This is a genomic window from Anaeromyxobacter paludicola (genome assembly GCF_023169965.1).
GTDB lineage: Bacteria > Myxococcota > Myxococcia > Myxococcales > Anaeromyxobacteraceae > Anaeromyxobacter_B > Anaeromyxobacter_B paludicola.
The window spans coordinates 3092585-3109017 of the sequence record NZ_AP025592.1; the positions used below are offsets into that span (position 1 = coordinate 3092585).

General features: G+C 75.0%; 14 protein-coding genes. 6 read left to right on the forward strand and 8 right to left on the reverse strand.

Features of this window, described 5'->3' with window-relative positions; translation table 11 throughout:
• Nucleotides 1–136: 136 nt before the first annotated feature.
• The 4 genes from AMPC_RS13900 to AMPC_RS13915 form a co-directional block, all read right to left on the reverse strand.
• Entirely contained in the window at nt 137–802 is a 666-nt protein-coding gene (locus AMPC_RS13900; RefSeq protein WP_248341879.1) for an NADPH-dependent F420 reductase, read from the reverse strand.
• A gap of 40 nt (nt 803–842) precedes the next feature.
• Complete coding sequence (locus AMPC_RS13905) at nt 843–1616, reverse strand: metallophosphoesterase family protein (protein WP_248341880.1); 774 nt, start codon at nt 1614–1616, stop codon at nt 843–845.
• Complete coding sequence (locus AMPC_RS13910) at nt 1576–2412, reverse strand: nucleotidyltransferase family protein (RefSeq protein WP_248341881.1); 837 nt, start codon at nt 2410–2412, stop codon at nt 1576–1578. The genes AMPC_RS13905 and AMPC_RS13910 overlap by 41 nt, the downstream gene beginning before the upstream one ends.
• Nucleotides 2413–2477: 65 nt before the next feature.
• Nucleotides 2478–3662: a DNA polymerase IV gene (locus tag AMPC_RS13915; protein WP_248341882.1), complete on the reverse strand. Its 1185-nt coding sequence runs from the start codon at nt 3660–3662 to the stop codon at nt 2478–2480.
• A 135-nt stretch (nt 3663–3797) separates the two neighbouring features.
• Here AMPC_RS13915 and AMPC_RS13920 point away from each other — a divergent pair, with 135 nt between their 5' ends.
• From AMPC_RS13920 to AMPC_RS13930, 3 genes are all read left to right on the forward strand, one after another.
• Nucleotides 3798–4424, forward strand: a complete 627-nt coding sequence (locus AMPC_RS13920) for a TetR/AcrR family transcriptional regulator (RefSeq protein ID WP_248341883.1) — start codon at nt 3798–3800, stop codon at nt 4422–4424.
• Nucleotides 4425–4496: 72 nt separating this feature from the next.
• Nucleotides 4497–5606 (forward strand): glycine oxidase ThiO, encoded by a 1110-nt coding sequence (thiO, locus tag AMPC_RS13925; RefSeq protein WP_248341884.1) that lies wholly within the window; start codon nt 4497–4499, stop codon nt 5604–5606.
• Between the two features lie 221 nt (nt 5607–5827).
• The gene (locus AMPC_RS13930) at nt 5828–6754 is read left to right on the forward strand and encodes an SIR2 family protein (RefSeq protein WP_248341885.1); all 927 of its coding nucleotides are present in this window, start codon (nt 5828–5830) and stop codon (nt 6752–6754) included.
• Here AMPC_RS13930 and AMPC_RS13935 read toward each other — a convergent pair.
• A complete protein-coding gene (locus AMPC_RS13935; RefSeq protein WP_248341886.1) occupies nt 6732–7811 on the reverse strand; it encodes a TolB family protein in 1080 nt (359 codons plus the stop codon). The two genes, AMPC_RS13930 and AMPC_RS13935, sit on opposite strands and share 23 nt — an antisense overlap.
• Before the next feature lie 84 nt (nt 7812–7895).
• Here AMPC_RS13935 and AMPC_RS13940 point away from each other — a divergent pair, with 84 nt between their 5' ends.
• Together AMPC_RS13940 and AMPC_RS13945 are read left to right on the forward strand one after the other, a co-directional pair.
• The gene (locus AMPC_RS13940) at nt 7896–8285 is read left to right on the forward strand and encodes a hypothetical protein (RefSeq protein ID WP_248341887.1); all 390 of its coding nucleotides are present in this window, start codon (nt 7896–7898) and stop codon (nt 8283–8285) included.
• 93 nt (nt 8286–8378) lie between these two features.
• The gene (locus AMPC_RS13945; protein WP_248341888.1) at nt 8379–9602 is read left to right on the forward strand and encodes a metallopeptidase family protein; all 1224 of its coding nucleotides are present in this window, start codon (nt 8379–8381) and stop codon (nt 9600–9602) included.
• A 181-nt stretch (nt 9603–9783) separates the two neighbouring features.
• Here the strand turns inward: AMPC_RS13945 and AMPC_RS13950 are convergent, their stop codons facing one another.
• Genes AMPC_RS13950 through AMPC_RS13960 form a run of 3 tightly spaced genes read right to left on the reverse strand, consistent with a single transcriptional unit; the run spans nt 9784 to nt 13737 of the window.
• Nucleotides 9784–10701 carry a PD-(D/E)XK nuclease family protein gene (locus AMPC_RS13950; protein ID WP_248341889.1) on the reverse strand — a complete coding sequence of 306 codons (918 nt, stop codon included), beginning with the start codon at nt 10699–10701 and terminating at the stop codon, nt 9784–9786.
• Nucleotides 10702–10758: 57 nt separating this feature from the next.
• Nucleotides 10759–12297: a M16 family metallopeptidase gene (locus tag AMPC_RS13955; RefSeq protein WP_248341890.1), complete on the reverse strand. Its 1539-nt coding sequence runs from the start codon at nt 12295–12297 to the stop codon at nt 10759–10761.
• On the reverse strand, nt 12298–13737 hold the full coding sequence (locus AMPC_RS13960) for a M16 family metallopeptidase (protein ID WP_248341891.1): 1440 nt from the start codon (nt 13735–13737) through the stop codon (nt 12298–12300).
• Nucleotides 13738–13847: 110 nt separating this feature from the next.
• Here AMPC_RS13960 and AMPC_RS13965 point away from each other — a divergent pair, with 110 nt between their 5' ends.
• Complete coding sequence (locus tag AMPC_RS13965; RefSeq protein WP_248341892.1) at nt 13848–16430, forward strand: DUF5916 domain-containing protein; 2583 nt, start codon at nt 13848–13850, stop codon at nt 16428–16430.
• Nucleotides 16431–16433: the final 3 nt, after the last annotated feature.

Below are 16433 nucleotides of genomic sequence, written 5' to 3' on the forward strand. Positions count from 1 at the left end.
CCTCACCCAGAGTACCCCCGCTGCACTCCCTCCCCGCTCGGGCGGGGAGGGTTGGGGAGGGGCGGCCAGCGGTGCCTCGCGTCTCACCCCCTCCCTGTCCCTCCCCCGCTCCGCGAGAGAGGGGAAGACCCCGCGGCTACGTCTCGGCGTAGCGCTTGGCGGCCGCCAGGTCGCGCCGGAGCTCCTCCGCGTTCCGGCGCGGTCCGTAGCCGGGGGTGTCCCGCTGGATGCGCCACCCTTCCCGCAAGGGCCCGGCGTCCACCACGTCGAACCCGAACTGATCGATGAGCCGGCCCACCACGGCCTTGGCCGCGTCGTCGTCGCCGGCGATCACCAGCGCCCGGCGGTTCGGGGTGCCCTTCGGCTGGCCGTGGGTGGTGAGCTCCGCCGCGTAGATGTGGTTGAAGGCCTTCACCACCTTCGACCGGGGGAGGTGGGCCTGGAGCAGCTCGGAGGTGGTGGTGGTCTCCTCGTCGAGCTCCCGGAGGTGGCCGTCGCGCTCGGGGTAGTAGTTGTCGGTGTCGATCACCACCTTGCCGGCCAGCGGCTCGACCGGCACCGCCCGGTAGGCCTTGAGGGGAACGGTGACCACCACGAGGTCGCCGGCCTGGGCCGCCTCCTCGGGCGTGGCGGCGCGGGCCCGCGGACCGAGCTCCTTCACCAGGGGGGCGAGCGTCTGGGGACCGCGCGAGTTGCTCAGCACCACGTCGTAGCCGTTCGCCACCGCCAGCCGCGCGAGCTGGCTGCCGATGTGTCCTGCCCCGATGAGGCCGATGGTCTTCATGGCGCGATGGGTACCCACCGGCCGGCCGCGGCGCAACCACCGCCGGGGCTCCTTTCGATCAGTGCACCGAGGGCGCCTCCTCGGCGAACGCGGGCGCGGCGTCGGCCGAGAGGTCCACCACCCGGAACTTCCGGTCGAGCGCGCTCTTCAGCACCGGGACGGCCACGTTGTAGACCGGCACGCCCTTGGGGGTCCGCGCCTCGAGCCGGCCGTGGTGGGCGTGGCCGTGGAACACCGCCTGCGCGCCGAAGGCGTCCACGGGCGCCACGAGCCGGCTCGTGCCGAGGAACGGGTAGAGGCCGGAGGCCTCGCCCTCGCAGGTGGCCGCCACCGGCGCGTAGTGGAGGATGACCACCCGCAGCGGCGTGTCGAGCTGCGCCAGCGCCGCCTCGAGCTTCAGCGACTCCGAGACCCCCTCCTGCACGAAGGCCTTCACCGCCGGCTCCCCGAAGGCCTGCAGCGTCGAGCCCTCGAAGCCGCCGCCGAACCCCTTCACGCCCGCCACCCCGAGCCGCCGGTCGAGGATCGCGTGGTCGCCGTCGAGGAGCTGAACGCCCGCGTCGTGGAGGATGGCGCAGAGCTCCTTCACCTTGCCGGCGTCGAAGTCGTGGTTGCCGAGCACCGCGGCGCAGGGCACCCGCAGGCCGGAGAGCGCCTCGGCGAGCGTCTGCGCCTCCTCGGGCAGGCCGCGGTCGGTGAGGTCGCCGCAGAGGACGAGCCCCTCCGCCTCGCCGTTCACCGCCCGGACGAAGTCGCGGAACCGGCCGTGCTGGTCCTCGCGGCAGTGCAGGTCAGCGGCCGCCGCCAGCCGGAAGCTCTGCGGTCTCGCCATGCCGTCCCTCGCCCTCTGCCCGCCTGAGCCGCTCCTCGAAGCGGCGGCCGTCCTCGTACCCGAGCTGCTCGAGCGCGTGCTGGTACTGCACGCGGCTGAGGAGGTTGCCGCGGCAGACCGGCCGGTCCCAGTCGCCGGCGCGGTGCTCGTCGAGCGTGCGCCGGCACAGCTCGGTCACGACCCACCCCGGCACCTTCGAGCGGTCGCTCGGGTAGGCGTACATGAAGCTCGTGACGTGCGCGAAGAGCACCTGCCAGTGCCGGTCGAAGCGGGCCAGGAGCCGGCGCCAGTCGAGCTCGTCCCCCACGGCGCGCAGGAGGTTGGCGACGTCGGCGCCGTCGAAGCGCTCGCGCTCGCAGACGAAGGCCTTCGACCAGATGATCTCCTCGGGCGGCGCGAGGAGCACCGGCACGCCCATCACCACCCCCTCGCGCGCGTGGGTGAACCAGAGGTCGTCCACCTCGGCCACGCCGTTCCCGGAGGAGAAGATGAGGTCCACGAAGTAGTCGCCGGCCCAGGCCTTGCCGATCCAGCCCGGGTCGGTGAGCTCGGTGCGGAACCCGGCGCGCTCCAGCACCTCGAACGCCTGCTCGAGCGCCCCGCGGTCGAGGAAGACGTCGAGGTCCTTGGTGTCGCGGAACTGGCCGGTGTACTCGAAGAACGCGTAGGCCCCCGCCACCACGAACGGCACGCCGGCGTCGCGGAGCGCGCGCAGGGCGAGCGCCCGGGCGTCCAGCTCTTCCCGGCTCCGGCCGTTGGTGGCGAGCTCCTCGCCGGCTCGGTCGGTGGGGACCATGAGAGCAACCTAGGGACGCCGCGGCCCCGAGGGGAGCGCCGCGAGGCGCCCGGCAGCCGGGCGGATCAGCGCCCGCGACGCGTCGAGGCGGGCACCACCGCGCCGTCGCCGTACTTGTCGGCCAGCCGATCGAGGGCCGCGTTGAGCCGGCTGCGCTTCTCCTGGCCGGGCGGGGCGGCGGGCGCGAAGAGCCCGAGCTGCTGGCGCGCGCCGTCCTCGGCCTCGAACCCGCTCACCGAGATGCCGGTGAGCCGCACCCGGCGCGAGAGGTCCACGCGGGCGAGCTGGGCCGCCGCCGCCTCGTAGATGGCGTGGCCGTCGTCCTGCGGCGCGGGGAGCGTCACCCGGCGGGTCACGAGCGAGAAGTCGGCGTGCTTCACCTTGAGCGTCACCACCCGTCCCGCGAGCCCGGCCGCCCGGAGCCGCCGCGCCACCCGCTCCGCCTGGCCGCGCAGCCAGGGCAGCAGCGCCTCGTCGCCGAGGAGGTCCTCCTCGAAGGTCTCCTCCGCCCCCACGCTCTTCGCCGCCTCGTCGGGCACCACCTCCCGCGGATCCTCGCCGCGCGCCAGCGCCACCAGCCAGGCGGCGCTCGACGCGCCGACCGCCGGCTCGATCCGCGCCGCCCCGGCGCGCGCCAGGTCGCCGATGGTGGCGATCCGCAGGCGCGTGAGCGCCGCCTCGGTCACCTGGCCCACGCCCCAGAGCCGCCCCACCGGCAGCGGCGCCAGGAAGGCCGCGGTCCCGCCGGGCGGCACCACCGTGAGCCCGTCGGGCTTGCCGAGGTCGCTCGCGATCTTGGCGGCGAACTTCACGTCGGCCACCCCGGCCGACACCGTGAGGCCGGTCTCCGCCTTCACCTCGCGCCGGAGCCGCCGCGCGATCTCCTCGGCCTCGCCGAAGAGGGCCCGGCTCGCGGTGACGTCGAGGAAGGCCTCGTCGAGCGAGAGCGGCTCGACGAGCGGGGTGACGCGCCGGTAGACGCCGAAGACCTGGTCCGAGAGCGCGCCGTACCGGTCGAAGCGCGGCGGCAGGAAGACGCCCGCGGGGCAGAGCTGGCGCGCCCGGACGGTGGGCATGGCCGAGCGGACGCCGAAGCGCCGGGCCTCGTAGCTGGCCGCGCAGACCACCCCCCGGTTCGAGGCGCCGGCGACGATGACCGGGCGGCCGCGCAGGGCCGGGTCGTCGAGCTGCTCCACCGACGCGTAGAAGGCGTCGAGGTCGAGGTGCAGGATGGCCCGGGCGCGCTCCACGGCCCCTGTCTACCAGACCGGGGCGACGGCCGCCGGAGACCGATTCCCCGGGCGGGGCCTTGACGCGGGGCGGCAAGGGCCCACCCCGCCCCACACCGCCTTCCCTACCCCGTGCGGTCTTGATATTTACGCAACGTGCCCTCCCCCTCGAGCGCCGCCCCGACCCGTCCCCCCGGCAGCATCGCCGACCGGCTCTGGAACGCCGCCCGCGGCGAGTTCGCGCTCCGCGGCTACCACGGGGCGCGCGTGCAGGGGATCGCGCGGCGCGCCGGCTGCAACGTCGCCCTGCTGTACCGGCACTGGGCGTCCAAGAAGGGGCTCTACCTCGAGGTGCTCCGCGAGATCTGCCTCGCGACGAACCGCCTGCTCGACCAGGCGGCGGAGCGCCGGGAGGGGGCGGTGGGCATGGTCCGCGCCTACCTCGAGGCGATGAGCGCCGACGGCGAGGGGGCGCAGATCCTCATCCGCGAGTACCTCGACGGCGGCCCCTTCCTGCTGCAGCTCATCGTGGACGACCCGGCGCTCGGGAACACGCTGGCGCGCTACTCGGCGGCCCTCACCGTCGGGCCCGAGGACCAGCGGCTCCGCGCCGAGCTCAACCCGCGCCTGGCGCTCATCACCATCTTCGGGCTCTCCTCGCTCGTGTCGGCGTCGGAGACCTCGGCGCAGCCGTTCCTCGAGGCGCCCACGCCCATCGAGCGGCGCAAGGAGCACCTCACCGACATCCTGCTGCACGGGATGCTCGCCCCCCGCGCCCGCTAGGCGGGCCGGCGCGCGGCGGCGAGGCGGAACTCCGCTTCCCGCCGCGGCCGCGCGGCGCTAAGGTCGCCCGCCATGCAGACCACGGACGTCGTCGTCGTCGGCGCGGGCGTGCAGGGGTGCGCCGCGGCGCTCCGGCTCGCGCAGGCGGGCCTCAAGGTCACGGTCCTCGAGCGCAGCATCCCCGGCGCCGAGGCCTCCAGCGCCGCCGGCGGGATCCTCTCGCCGGGCGTCGAGGCGCAGGAGCCCTCCCCGTTCTACGACCTCTGCGCCGCCTCGCTGGCGCGCTACCCCGCGTTCGCCGCGGAGGTGGAGCGGCTCTCCGGGATGTCGGTCGGCTACCGCGGCGGCGGCACGCTCGAGGTCGCGCTCGACGACGCCCACGCCCGCGTGCTCGCGGCGCGCGCCCCGGCGCTGGCCCGCATCGGCGCGCGCGTCGAGGTGATCGACGGCGACGAGGTGCGGCGGCTCGAGCCGGGCGTGTCGGCCGAGACCCGCGGCGCCCTCTGGTTCGTGGACGAGGCGTCGCTCGACCCGCGGCTCCTCGCGAAGGCCCTCTCGGTGGCCGCCGCCCGCGCCGGCGCGCGCTTCGTGACCGGCATCGTGCGGCGCATCGCCCTGGAGGGCGGGCGCGCCGCGGGCGTGGACCACGAGACCGGCCGCATCTCCGCGGGCGCGGTGGTGCTCGCCGCCGGCGCCTGGTCGATGCTGGTGGAGGGGAACGGGCTCCCGCCGAACGCGGTCCACCCGGTGCGCGGGCAGATGATGCTCCTCGACACCCGGCCCCCGCTCCTCTCGCGCGTCTGCTTCAGCGACAAGGGCTACCTCGTGCCCCGCGCCGACGGCCGCGTGCTCTGCGGCTCCACCATGGAGGACGCCGGGTTCGAGAAGGCGGTCACGGCGGGCGGCATGCGCCACATCCTCGAGATGGCCGTGGAGCTCGCGCCGGACCTCGCCCGCGCCCCCTTCCTCGAGTGCTGGAGCAACTTCCGGCCGGCCTCGCCGGACGGCTCGCCCATCCTCGGCGCCGGCGCGGTGCCCGGCCTCTTCTACGCGGCCGGCCACACCCGCAACGGCATCCTCCTCACCCCCATCTCCGCCGACAGCGTGGCGGCGCTGGTGCTCGGGAAGGCGCCGCCGGTGGACCTCGCGCCGTTCTCGCCGTCCCGCATCGTCTCGCGCTGAGCCGCGGGACTCACCCCCTCCCTGTCCCTCCCCCGCTCCGCGGGAGAGGGGAAGAGGGGCTCGCGGCGAGCCGCTCCCGCCACCCCGGCGCGCATCTCCCGCCAGCTGGGAGCACAGCGGGCGGCCGCTCCCTCCCCGCTCGGGCGGGGAGGGCTGGGGAGGGGCGGCCAGCGGTGCCTCGCGTCCCGCTCTCCCTCGGCCGGCCCCACCTTTCGGGAGCGATGTCCCTCGACGCCTCCCTCGACGCCTCCCTGCGGCCGGCGCTCGACCACCTGCGCGGCCGGCTGGCGCGCGGCCAGCTCCTGCTGCTGGTCGGCGCCGGCGCGTCGCGGTGGGCCGGGCTGCCCGGCTGGAAGGAGCTCGCGTGCGCGCTCGCGGCCGAGCTCGCGCCGGCGCTCCGGGCCGCGGTGCCCGACGCGGCGGTCCGCTTCCGTCCGCCCGGTCCCGACGATCCCCTGCCCACCGAGAGCTGGCTCCGGATCGGCGAGACCTACCGGCGGCTCTGCGGCGAGGACCGGCTGCGCCGGAAGCTCGCCGAGGTCTTCGCCACCGCCGGCGTGGACGCGGCGGCGCTGCCGCTCCACCGCGAGCTGGTCCGGCTCTCCCGCGCCCTCCCGGCCCTCTACACCACCAACTTCGACGACCTCCTGGAGCGGGCCTTCCGGGAGGCCGGGGAGCCGGTGCAGGTGGTGGCGGACGCGCGGGACCTCGACGACTGGAAGTTCGCGGAGCGGGGCGGGGCGTTCACGCCGCTCTTCCCGATCTACAAGCTGCACGGCACGCTCGACCGCCCCGAGACCGTCGTCCTCGGCGAGGCCGACTACCAGCGCCGGCTCTCGCTCGCCGCCCACCCCATCGACCTGCGCTTCGCCTCCGACGTGATCGGCCGCGACGTCCTCTTCGTGGGCTACAGCTTCTCCGACCCGAACGTGCGCTGGATCTGGAGCCGGCTCGGCGACCTCGGGGTGCAGCCCAAGGCCTGGTTCCTCGAGCTCGGCGAGTCGTCGGACCTCGACGTGGCCTGGCACCTCGAGCACCGGATCCGGCGCCTGGACCTGCGCGCCACGGACCGGACCCACCCGGCCGAGCTGGTCGAGTTCCTGGCCGCCCTGCGCGAGCGCCCGCTCACTCCACCCAGTCGGCGATGAAGACGTTGGTCTCGCCGGGCCGCGAGCCGTTCCGGTTCGAGGCGAAGACGAGCTGCTTGCCGTCGGGCGAGAACATGGGGAAGCCGTCGAACCCGTCGTAGGTGGTGATCCGCTCGAGGCCGGTGCCGTCGTCGTTCACGAGGTAGAGGTCGAAGTTCCGCCCGCGCGGATCGCCCACGTTGGAGGCGAAGACGATCCGCCTGCCGTCGGGGTGGAAGAAGGGGGCGAAGCTCGCCGCGCCGAGGCTCGTCACCTGGTGCTGGTCGTTGCCGTCGGCGTCCATCACCCAGATCTCGAGCACCGTCGGGCGCACCAGGTGCCGCGCCAGGAGGTCGCGGTAGTCGGCGAGCTCCTGCGGGGTGCGCGGCCGGCTCGCGCGGTACACGATCCGCTTGCCGTCGGCCGAGAAGAAGGCGCCGCCGTCGTAGCCCGGCGCGTGCGTGAGCCGCGTGAGCCCCGAGCCGTCGAGCCGCATCTTGTAGAGCTCGAGGTCGCCGTCGCGGGTGGAGGTGAAGACGATCCAGCCGTCCTTCGAGATGGTGGCCTCGGCGTTGTAGCCGGGCGCCGGCGCGAGGGGGCGCAGGTCGGAGCCGTCGGGCTTCGCCGAGTAGATGGTGAGCTCCTCGAGCGGCCAGACGTAGCCCTTGGAGCGGTCGGGCGGCGGCGGGCAGGCGGGGCCCTGCGCGAACGTGCTCGAGTAGAGCAGGCGCGAGCCGTCCGGGAAGAAGTAGCCGCAGGTGGTGCGCCCCTCGCCGTTGGAGACGCGGCGGACGTTCCTCCCGTCGGCGTCCATCACGTACTCCTGATCGCAGGCCCGCCCTTCGCGCGTGGACTGGAAGATGAGCTGCTTGCCGTCGAAGCTGAAGTAGGCCTCGGCGTTCTCGCCGCCGAAGGTGAGCTGGCGCACGTTGCGCAGGTGGCGCTCGCCGGGCAGCTCGAGCCCCTGGGCCGACGCGGACGCGGCGGGGGCGGGCGCGGCGCTCGGGCCCGGCCCCGGCGAGGTGGCGTGCGTGCAGGCGAGCGCTGCGGCGAGGACGGCGAGCGGGTACGGGCGCATGGCCCGTTCTGTAGCGGGACGACGGGCCGTCTGCCGTGCCGCCGGTTGCACCCCGGGCGCCGGGTCCCCATCTTCGGTCCGGGGATGACCTTCCTCGTGCTCGCGCTGGTCGGTTCGGTCCAGGGCGCCGCGCTGGCGGCCGCCCCGGTCGCGGCCCACGCGCGGGTCGCCTACCCCGGCGTCCGGCTGCTCCGGCTGCTCCGGCCGGGGCCGCCGCGGCTCCGCCCCGACCCGGACAGCCCGCTCGCGACCTGCCTGCTCCGCCCCTGCGGTCCGCCCCGGTCGGAGCCGCTGCGCTGGGGGCCGCGCGGCTACGCCTACCCCCGGCCGGAGCAGATGGTCGCCGACCTCACCCGCCACCTCACGCGCGACCCGCTCCTCACGCAGGCGGCGATCTGGCTCGGGACCGACCGGATCCGCGTGGACGTCCGGAACAACCGCTGGTTCCTGAGCCTCCGGCTGCCGACGCCCTGAGGCCCCTCGCGGCGCCGGCGCCCGCTGGGCGGCGCGGCGAGCGGCCCCCCGACCCTTTTTCTCCCCGGCGGGCCTGTGGCAAGCTGCCGCGCGATGATCGACCGGCTGCGCTGCGCCACCCTGCTCGCCTTCCTCCTCGCCGCCTGCAACCGGGCCCCCGCGAACCACCCGGCCCGCCCGGCGCCGGCCCAGGAGGCGGCCGCCCGCACGGACGGCGGCCAGCTCGCGCACGTCCGTCCGCCCCGCGCGCCCTGCCTGGGAGCCCGCGGCCGCGGCACGCCCGACGCGCTCACCGACAAGGCGCTCGACGCCCTCGACCGGAGCCAGGGCGAGAAGGCGCTCGCCTGCAGCGAGGAAGCGCTCCAGCTCGAGCCCGACCACCTCCCGGCGCTGCACGCGCGCGCCGCGGCGCTGGTGGCCCTCGGCCGGCTCGACGAGGCGAAGGTGGCCTACGCCCGCGCGCTCGCCGCCGCGCCCGACGACGCCGAGGTGCTCCAGGGGGCGGCCGACCTCTACGTCTCGCGGCTCGGCTCCGACCGCGAGCTGCTCGAGCTGGGGCGGGCCTACGCGGTCCGCGGGCTCGCCGCGGCGCGAAAGGCGGCGAAGCCCGATCGCGACCTGGTGGGCGGCCTCGCCTCGCTCGCGGCCATGGCCGAGAACGACCTGGGCGAGAGCCGGGCCGCGCTCGGCCACGCCGACGAGGCCTTGCGCGTGCTGCCGGGCGACGCCGACGCGCTCTACGAGCGCGGCGTGGCGCTCTACGAGCTCTGCCGGTTCGACGACGCCCGCGGCGCCTTCGACCGGATGCTGAAGAAGATCCCCGACGACCCGTGGGCCCTCCACTACCTCGGCCTCCTCGCCGAGCGGAGCGGCGACGGCGGGCACGCCGACGAGTACCAGCGCAAGGCGCGCACCCTCTCGCCGAGCGACTTCCGCAACCCGGTGGAGGTGGGCGAGGCCGACTTCCGGCGCGAGGTGGCCTCCGCGCTGGCCGCCCTGCCGGACGAGGACCGGCGCGCCATCCGCAACGTGCCGGTGGAGGTGGCCGACCTCCCGGCCCTCGACGACCTCACCGCGGTCGAGCCGCCGCTCTCGCCCTCGATCCTGGGGCTCTTCCGCGGGCCGGCGGAGCAGGAGCCCTGCCAGAAGAGCGACGGGCCCAACTGCCGCAGCATCGTCCTCTACCGCAAGAACCTGGCCCGCTTCGCCCGCACCCGGGAGGAGCTCGCCGAGCAGGTGAAGGTCACCCTGCTCCACGAGATCGGCCACCTGCGCGGCGAGAACGACGACGACCTGCGGGCGCGCGGGCTGGAGTAGCGCGGCACCGCTGGCCGCCCCTCGCCAGCCCTCCCCACGCAGTGGGGAGGGAGTGCTTCAGATCCCCTCTCCCGCGTGGGCGGCGGAGGATGGGGAGGGCGTGCGACCCTGAGGAATCGCGCTGCAGATCCCCTCTCCCGCGTGAGCGGGGGAGGGATAGGGAGGGGTGCGACCGGAGCCGCTACAGCCTCCCGCACGGCCGCCGGAAGGGGCAGCGGCGGCAGGCGGCGGGGTCCTCGGCCTGGGGGAAGCGGCCGAGGCTGGCGCGGTTGCGGGGGGCGTCGTCGAGGAGCGCCCGCATGCCGGCGATGCTGTCGCGCATCTTCTGCTCGCAGCCGGCGAGCGCCTCCGGGTCGGCCCGCACGTCGGTGGTCTCCCCGCCCTGCCCGAGGTAGACGAGGCCGCCCACCACCTCGCCCGGCGCGAGCTTCCACTTGCCCTGGGCGTAGAGGGTGTAGATGCCGACCTGCGTCTGATCGACGCCGCGCTCGCGGCCGGTCTTCCAGTCGAGCACGTGCACCAGGCCGTCGTTGCCGCGGTAGCCGAAGTCGATGGCCACCCAGATCTTCGTGCCCTCGAACTGGAAGCTGTCGAGCTCGTCCACCGTGAGCCACTGGCTCCGCGGCGTCTCCTTGATCTCGGCGAAGGCGGGGCTGGCGTAGAAGCCGCGGAGCGACCCCTCCACCACCTCCTCGAAGAGCCGCTTCCACTCCTCGCCGGTGACCGGGTCGCCGTACTCGTGCTCCACGAGCGCGCCCACCGGCTTCCGGTCGCGCCAGTAGCTCTTCTCGCGCGACACCGACCAGAGGGCGCGGGCGCGCTGCCGCGTGCGGGCCACGAGGTCGTCGGCCGGCAGGTACTGGCCGGTCACCTGGGCGCGCCGGAGCAGCTGCTTCAGGGCCTCGTGCACGAGCGAGCCGGCCCACTGCCAGCGCGAGCTGAGCTGCTTCAGCACGTAGAGCTCGCGCACCTCCGAGCCGGCCGGCGCCTCCCACCCGCCCCAGGCGCCGTAGTAGGCGTAGTAATAGGCGCGCCGGCACTCCTGGAACTTCTCGTGCCGGGACTTTGACCAGCTGAAGTCGTTGGTGAGCTCTGCCATCCGCCCGGCAGTCTACCGCGCGGGGGGGACAGGGCCTACCGGCTCGCGCGCGGAGACCTACCCGTCGTCGTCCTCGTCGTCCACCACCGGCCCGGAGCCGCCGCCCTGCGCGGCGGTGGCCATGGGCTCCACGGTGACGGGGCCGAGCGGCAGCCCCTGGAGCTGCGGCCGCACCTCGGCGGCGGTGCCCACCAGCACCAGCGTCAGCTGCTCCGGGTCGAGGTACCTGCGCATCGCCGCCTGCACGTCGGCGGCCGACACCTGGTTCACCCGCTCGACGTAGCGATCCCAGTAGTCGTCGGGGAGGCCGTACACCACCTCCTCGGCGAGCTTGCCGGCGATGCCGCCGGCGGTGGCGAAGTCGGCCGGCAGCGAGAGCGCGAGCGCGTTGCGCGCGTCCTTGAGCTCCGCCTCGGACACCGCGGTCTCGCGCATCCGGCGGATCTCCTCGAGCAGCCCCTTGAGCGCCGCGCCGGTCACGTCGGCCTTCACGTTGCCGGCGACGTAGCTCGTGCCCCCGAACTTGCGCGCCTCCTCGCGGGCGTAGATGCCGTAGGTGTAGCCCTGCTTCTCGCGCAGCTCGCGGAAGAGGCGCGAGGCCGAGCCGCCGCCGAGGATCTGGAAGGCCACCTCGGCGGCGTAGTAGTCGTCGCTCTTCCGGTCGAGGCCGGGCGTGCCGAACATCACCAGCGTCTGCGGCGCGTCGGGCTTGTCCACGAGGAGCGTGCGCAGCGGGCGCTGCGGGACCTTGACCTCGGGGGCCGGCGGCGCCGCGCCCGGCTTCCAGGCGCCGAACGCCTTCTCGAGGCGGGGCTCGAGCTCGGCGCGCGTGACGTCGCCCACCACCACCAGCTCGGCCGCGTTCGGGACGTAGTGGCTGGCGTGGAAGCGGGCCAGCGCCTCGCGCGTCACCGCGCGGGTGGAGGCCTCGGTCCCGGCGATCCAGTGGCCGTACGGGTGGCCGTTCCAGAAGAGCCGGCCGAAGGCCTTCGCCGCCACCACGCCCGGCTGGTCGCGCTGCTGCAGGAGCGAGACGAGCCGCGCGTCCTGCACGCGGGCGAAGTCGCCCTGCGGGAAGGCCGGGTGGAGCGCCACGTCGGAGAAGATCTCGAGGAGCTTGTCGAGGTGGCGGACGAGCGCGCTGCCCGACACCGAGGCCTGGTCGAAGCCGGCGCCCGCCGAGACGCTCGCCCCGATGAAGCCGAGGTCGTCGGAGATCTGGGTGGCGCTGCGGGTGGCGGTGCCCTCGGTCAGCATCGAGGCGGTGAAGCTGGCGAGCCCCGGCTGCCCGGCCGGGTCGTGCACCGCCCCGGCGTCGAGCGCCAGGTCGAGCGAGACGATCGGCAGGCGGTGGTACTCGACCAGCCGCACCTTGAGGCCGTTGGAGAGCGTGAAGTGCTGCTGCGGCGGCACCTTCAGGACCGGCGTCGGCCCCTTGGGCGGGACGGCGGCCCGGTCGGGCGGCGCGATGGAGAGGCCGAGCGGCTGGCCGGCGGCGGGCTGGCCGGCGGCGCTCTCGGGCGGGCGCGCCGGCGCGGTGGCGCAGGCGGCGGCGAGGGCCAGGGGGAGGAACAGGTGACGGGACGGCGCGCGCATCTACTTGCTCCCCTTCTTCTTCTGGGACTGGGTCTGGCCCTTCGGGCCGGGCTTCTTCGCCGGCGCCGGCTTCGCCTCGGGCGCCTTCGCCTTCGGCGTCACCGTGAGCACCACCCGCGCGTCCTTGCGCAGGTACGTCGCCGCGGCGGCGCGCAGGTCCTCGGGGGTGAGCTTGCGGTACCGGGCGAGGTCCTTCCCGAAGTAGCCGGGGTCGCCGGTGTGGAGCCAGTAGCTGTTGAGCACGGCGGCGCGGCCGGAGAAGCCGCCCACCGGCTCGAGCGCGAAGATCGCCTCCGACTCGGTCTTGTTGCGGGCCCGGTCGAGCTCGCCCTGGGTGGGCGCCTCGCGCGCCACCTTGGCGATCTCCTCGTCGATCTCCTGCTCGAGCCGCTCCAGGCTCTGGCCCGGCTTGGGGGTCGCCACCAGCATGAAGGTGCCGGCGAGGGTCTGGCTCTGCTGCCCGGCCATCACCGACTGCGCGATCCGCTCGTCCATCACCATCCGCTTCACGAGCCGCGCGCTCTTGCCGTCGGCGAGCACCTGGCCGAGCAGGTCGAGCGCCGCGTCCCCCTCCGCGAAGAGCCTGGGCGACTGCCAGGCGATGTAGAGCTTCGGGAGCTGCACGTTGTCCTGGAGGGTCACCCGCTTCTCGCCGGTGAGCGGCTTCGGCGTGGGGTAGGTGCGCGCCACCCTGGGGCCGGCGGGGATGTCGCCGAACCACTTCTCGATCATCGCGCGCGCGAGGCGCGGGTCGAAGTCGCCGGCGATGGCGAGGGTGGCGTCGTTCGGGCCGTAGTAGCGCTGGAAGAACTCCTTCACGTCGTCGAGCGTGGCGGCGGCGAGGTCGGCGTGCTCGCCGATCGGCTCCCAGTGGTACGGGAACTGCGGGTCCCACAGGTTCTCGAGCAGCGACTTCATCGCGAGGCCGTAGGGCCGCATCTCGTAGTTCTGCCGGCGCTCGTTGCGGACCACGTCGCGCTGGTTGTCGAGCTTGGCCTGGTCGAGCGTGGGCAGGAGGAAGCCCATCCGGTCCGACTCGAGGTAGAGCATCTGCTCGAGCGCGTTCTTCGGGACCTGCTCCCAGTACTGCGTCGAGTCCTGGCGCGTGCCGCCGTTGGAGGAGCCGCCGGCGGCCTCGATGAGCCGGTCGCCCTCGCCCTTCTCGACGTGGGCCGAGCCCTGGAACATGAGGTGCTCGAAGAGGTGCGCGAAGCCGGTGCGGCCGGGCCTCTCGTCCTTGGAGCCGACGTCGTACAGCACGTCCACCCCCACCACCGGCGCGGTGTGGTCCTCGGAGAGGATCACGTTCAGCCCGTTGGAGAGCTTGAAGGTGGTGAAGGGGATCTCGGGGGTGGGCGCGGAGGGCGCGGCCGGCGGCGAGGCGGCCGGCGCGGTCGCCGCGAGAGCGGCGCCGAGGAGCAGGACCAGGGGGCTCGTCATGACGCCGGTCCTTATAGGTCAAGGGCGAGGCCGCGTCATCGAGAACGGCGGCGGGGGGACCTCCCCCGAGGGTGAAACGCCCACCCCCGTCGCGTACCTGCCGGGTCCCGATGCGCCCGCTCGCGCTCGCACTCTGGGTGACCCTCCCGCACCTCGCCATGGCGCAGGAGGCGGCGCTCCGGCCGTCGGGGCGCCTCGAGGCGGTGCGACGGGAGGGGCCGATCCGGCTCGACGGGCGGCTCGACGACGCGGCCTGGCGCGCGGCCGTGCCCTACGCGAGCTTCGTCCAGCTCTTCCCCGATCAGGGCCGCCCGCCGTCGCGCCGGACGGAGGTGCGGGTGCTCTACGACGACGACGACCTCTGGGTGGGGATCCGCTGCTCCGACCCGGACGCGCCCCGGCTCGCGCGGCCGCTCGGCCGGCGCGACGCGCCCCCGTACTCGGACAGCGTCGCGGTCACGATCGACTCGGCCCGCGACCGGCGCACCGGCTACCAGTTCGCGATCACGGTGGCCGGGGTCCAGTCGGACGGCCTCTTCTACGACGACGACAGCTTCACCGGCGACTGGGACGCGGTCTGGGAGGGGGCGGCGTCGGTGGACGCGGAGGGCTGGAGCGCGGAGCTGCGCATCCCCCTCGGCGCGCTCCGGTTCGACGCGGCGCAGGCGCAGACCTGGGGCTTCGGCGTCCGGCGCGAGATCGCGCGGACGCACGAGGTGGACGGCTCGGTCCTCATCGCCAGGAACGCGCGCGGCTACGTGTCGCGCCTGGGCCGGCTCACCGGGCTCGAGGGCCTGCGCCCGCGCGCCGACGTCGAGCTCGCGCCCTACCTCGCGACCCGGCTGACGCTCCGGCCGCAGTACGCCGACCTCTCGCGCCCCCGGCCGCGGCTCCTCGACCCCGAGGCCGACGTCGGGCTCGACCTGCGGGCGACGCTCGGGCGCGGGCTCGTCCTGAACGGCGCGCTCAACCCCGACTTCGGGCAGGTGGAGGCGGACCAGGTGGTGCTGAACCTCTCCAACTACGAGACCTTCTTCCCGGAGAAGCGCCCCTTCTTCCTGCAGGGGACGGACGTGTTCCAGCCGGTCGGCACGAGCGGGCCGGACCGGATCCCGCAGCAGCTCTTCTACTCGCGCCGCGTCGGGATCGACGCGCCCATCCTCGGCGCCGCCAAGGTCACCGGGCAGCTCTCGCGCGAGGTGCGGGTGGGGCTCCTCGAGGCGCTCGTCACCGGGCCGGGCCAGCCCGAGGGGTACGACGAGTCGCGCCCGGACCGCGGCCTCGGCTGGAGCCCCTCGCGCCCGCTCCACTTCGGGCCGGCCGACGCCCGGCCGCTGGTGGCCCCCGCGGCGCGGAACTTCCTCGTGGGCGCGCTGCGCTGGCAGGCCTCGCGGCTCGCGAGCGTGGGGGCCACGGCCACCTCCGTGCTCCCGCTCGCGCCGGCCTGCACCGCCGCGGAGGCCGCGCTCGACCTCCCCGGGCGCCCGGCCCGCTGCGACGCGCGCGCCGGGCACGCCGCCGCGCTCGACTTCGACCTCCGCTCCGCCAGCGCGGAGTGGGCCGCCTTCGGGCAGCTCGACGGGTCGGTGTCGGAGGGCGGCCCGCCGGCGCTCCTGCTGCGCGACGGCACCGCGCTCCGGGCCGGCGACGCGGGCGCCGGCGGCTACGTCACGGCGGGGAAGCTCGGCGGCGAGCCCTGGCGCTTCTCGCTCCACTACGACCACGCCACGCCGCGGCTCGACCTCAACGCCGCCGGCTACCAGCGCACCCAGAACGAGCAGCTCCTGCGCGGGACGCTCTCGTACGTGCGCCCGACCGGCGGGGGCGCCTTCCACGGCTGGGAGCTGCACGCCGCCGCGAGCGCGGCCTTCACCACCGACGGCCGCCGCCTGGACCGCGGTAACGGCCTCTCGCTGGGCGGCTCGGTGCAGCTCCGCAGCTACGTCGGGCTCTGGTGCGACGCGGGGCTCGACGACCCGCGCTGGGACGTGCGGGAGATCGCGCAGGCGGGCGTGCCCTACCGGCGGCCCATGTCGCTCTGGCTCCAGTGCGGCGGCTCGAGCGACCCGGCCGCGATCGTCGCGGTGGACGGCGGCGGCGGGGCCGGCCTGACGCTGCCGGCCGGACCGCTCGCGAGCACGAGCTACTACGGCGCCTCGGTGAACGTCACCTGGCGGCCCACCTCGCGGCTCGAGACGCGGCTCGGCGTCACCGCGGAGCGCAACCGCTACCGGGCCCGCTTCGTGGAGGACGCGGTCGGCGGCCTCTACACCTTCGGCGACCTCGACTCGCCCGACGTCTCGGTGACCCTGCGGGAGCAGCTCGTGCTCACGCCGCGGCTCACGCTGCAGCTCTACGCGCAGGTCTTCACCGACTACGGGCGGTACGGGCCGTTCTACCAGGCCCGCTCGGCGGACCACGGCGCGATACGCCCCGAGGACCTCCGCCCGGTCGCCGCCGGCGCGCTCGCGACCGACCCCGACTACCGCGACACCACCCTCAACGTGAACCTGGTCCTCCGCTGGGAGTGGCGGCTCGGATCCACCTTCTACGCCGTCTACAGCCGCTCCCAGACCGAGCTGCCCACCCCCGGCGGCGTCCGGGTGAGCACCACCCTCGGCCCCCGCGGCCTCGCCATCGGGCCCACCACCGACGTGTTCCTGCTCAAGCTGGCGTACTGGTGGCGGCAGTGAGGC

Bases quoted from the DNA above. Each gene is read 5' to 3' on its own strand.
- AMPC_RS13930 (WP_248341885.1), top strand. From the start codon at position 5,828: ATGTCCCTCGACGCCTCCCTCGACGCCTCCCTGCGGCCGGCGCTCGAC.
- AMPC_RS13965 (WP_248341892.1), top strand. From the start codon at position 13,848: ATGCGCCCGCTCGCGCTCGCACTCTGGGTGACCCTCCCGCACCTCGCC.
- AMPC_RS13910 (WP_248341881.1), bottom strand. From the start codon at position 2,412: ATGGTCCCCACCGACCGAGCCGGCGAGGAGCTCGCCACCAACGGCCGG.
- AMPC_RS13940 (WP_248341887.1), top strand. From the start codon at position 7,896: ATGACCTTCCTCGTGCTCGCGCTGGTCGGTTCGGTCCAGGGCGCCGCG.
- AMPC_RS13955 (WP_248341890.1), bottom strand. From the start codon at position 12,297: ATGCGCGCGCCGTCCCGTCACCTGTTCCTCCCCCTGGCCCTCGCCGCC.
- AMPC_RS13905 (WP_248341880.1), bottom strand. From the start codon at position 1,616: ATGGCGAGACCGCAGAGCTTCCGGCTGGCGGCGGCCGCTGACCTGCAC.
- thiO (WP_248341884.1), top strand. From the start codon at position 4,497: ATGCAGACCACGGACGTCGTCGTCGTCGGCGCGGGCGTGCAGGGGTGC.
- AMPC_RS13950 (WP_248341889.1), bottom strand. From the start codon at position 10,701: ATGGCAGAGCTCACCAACGACTTCAGCTGGTCAAAGTCCCGGCACGAG.
- AMPC_RS13935 (WP_248341886.1), bottom strand. From the start codon at position 7,811: ATGCGCCCGTACCCGCTCGCCGTCCTCGCCGCAGCGCTCGCCTGCACG.
- AMPC_RS13945 (WP_248341888.1), top strand. From the start codon at position 8,379: ATGATCGACCGGCTGCGCTGCGCCACCCTGCTCGCCTTCCTCCTCGCC.
- AMPC_RS13960 (WP_248341891.1), bottom strand. From the start codon at position 13,737: ATGACGAGCCCCCTGGTCCTGCTCCTCGGCGCCGCTCTCGCGGCGACC.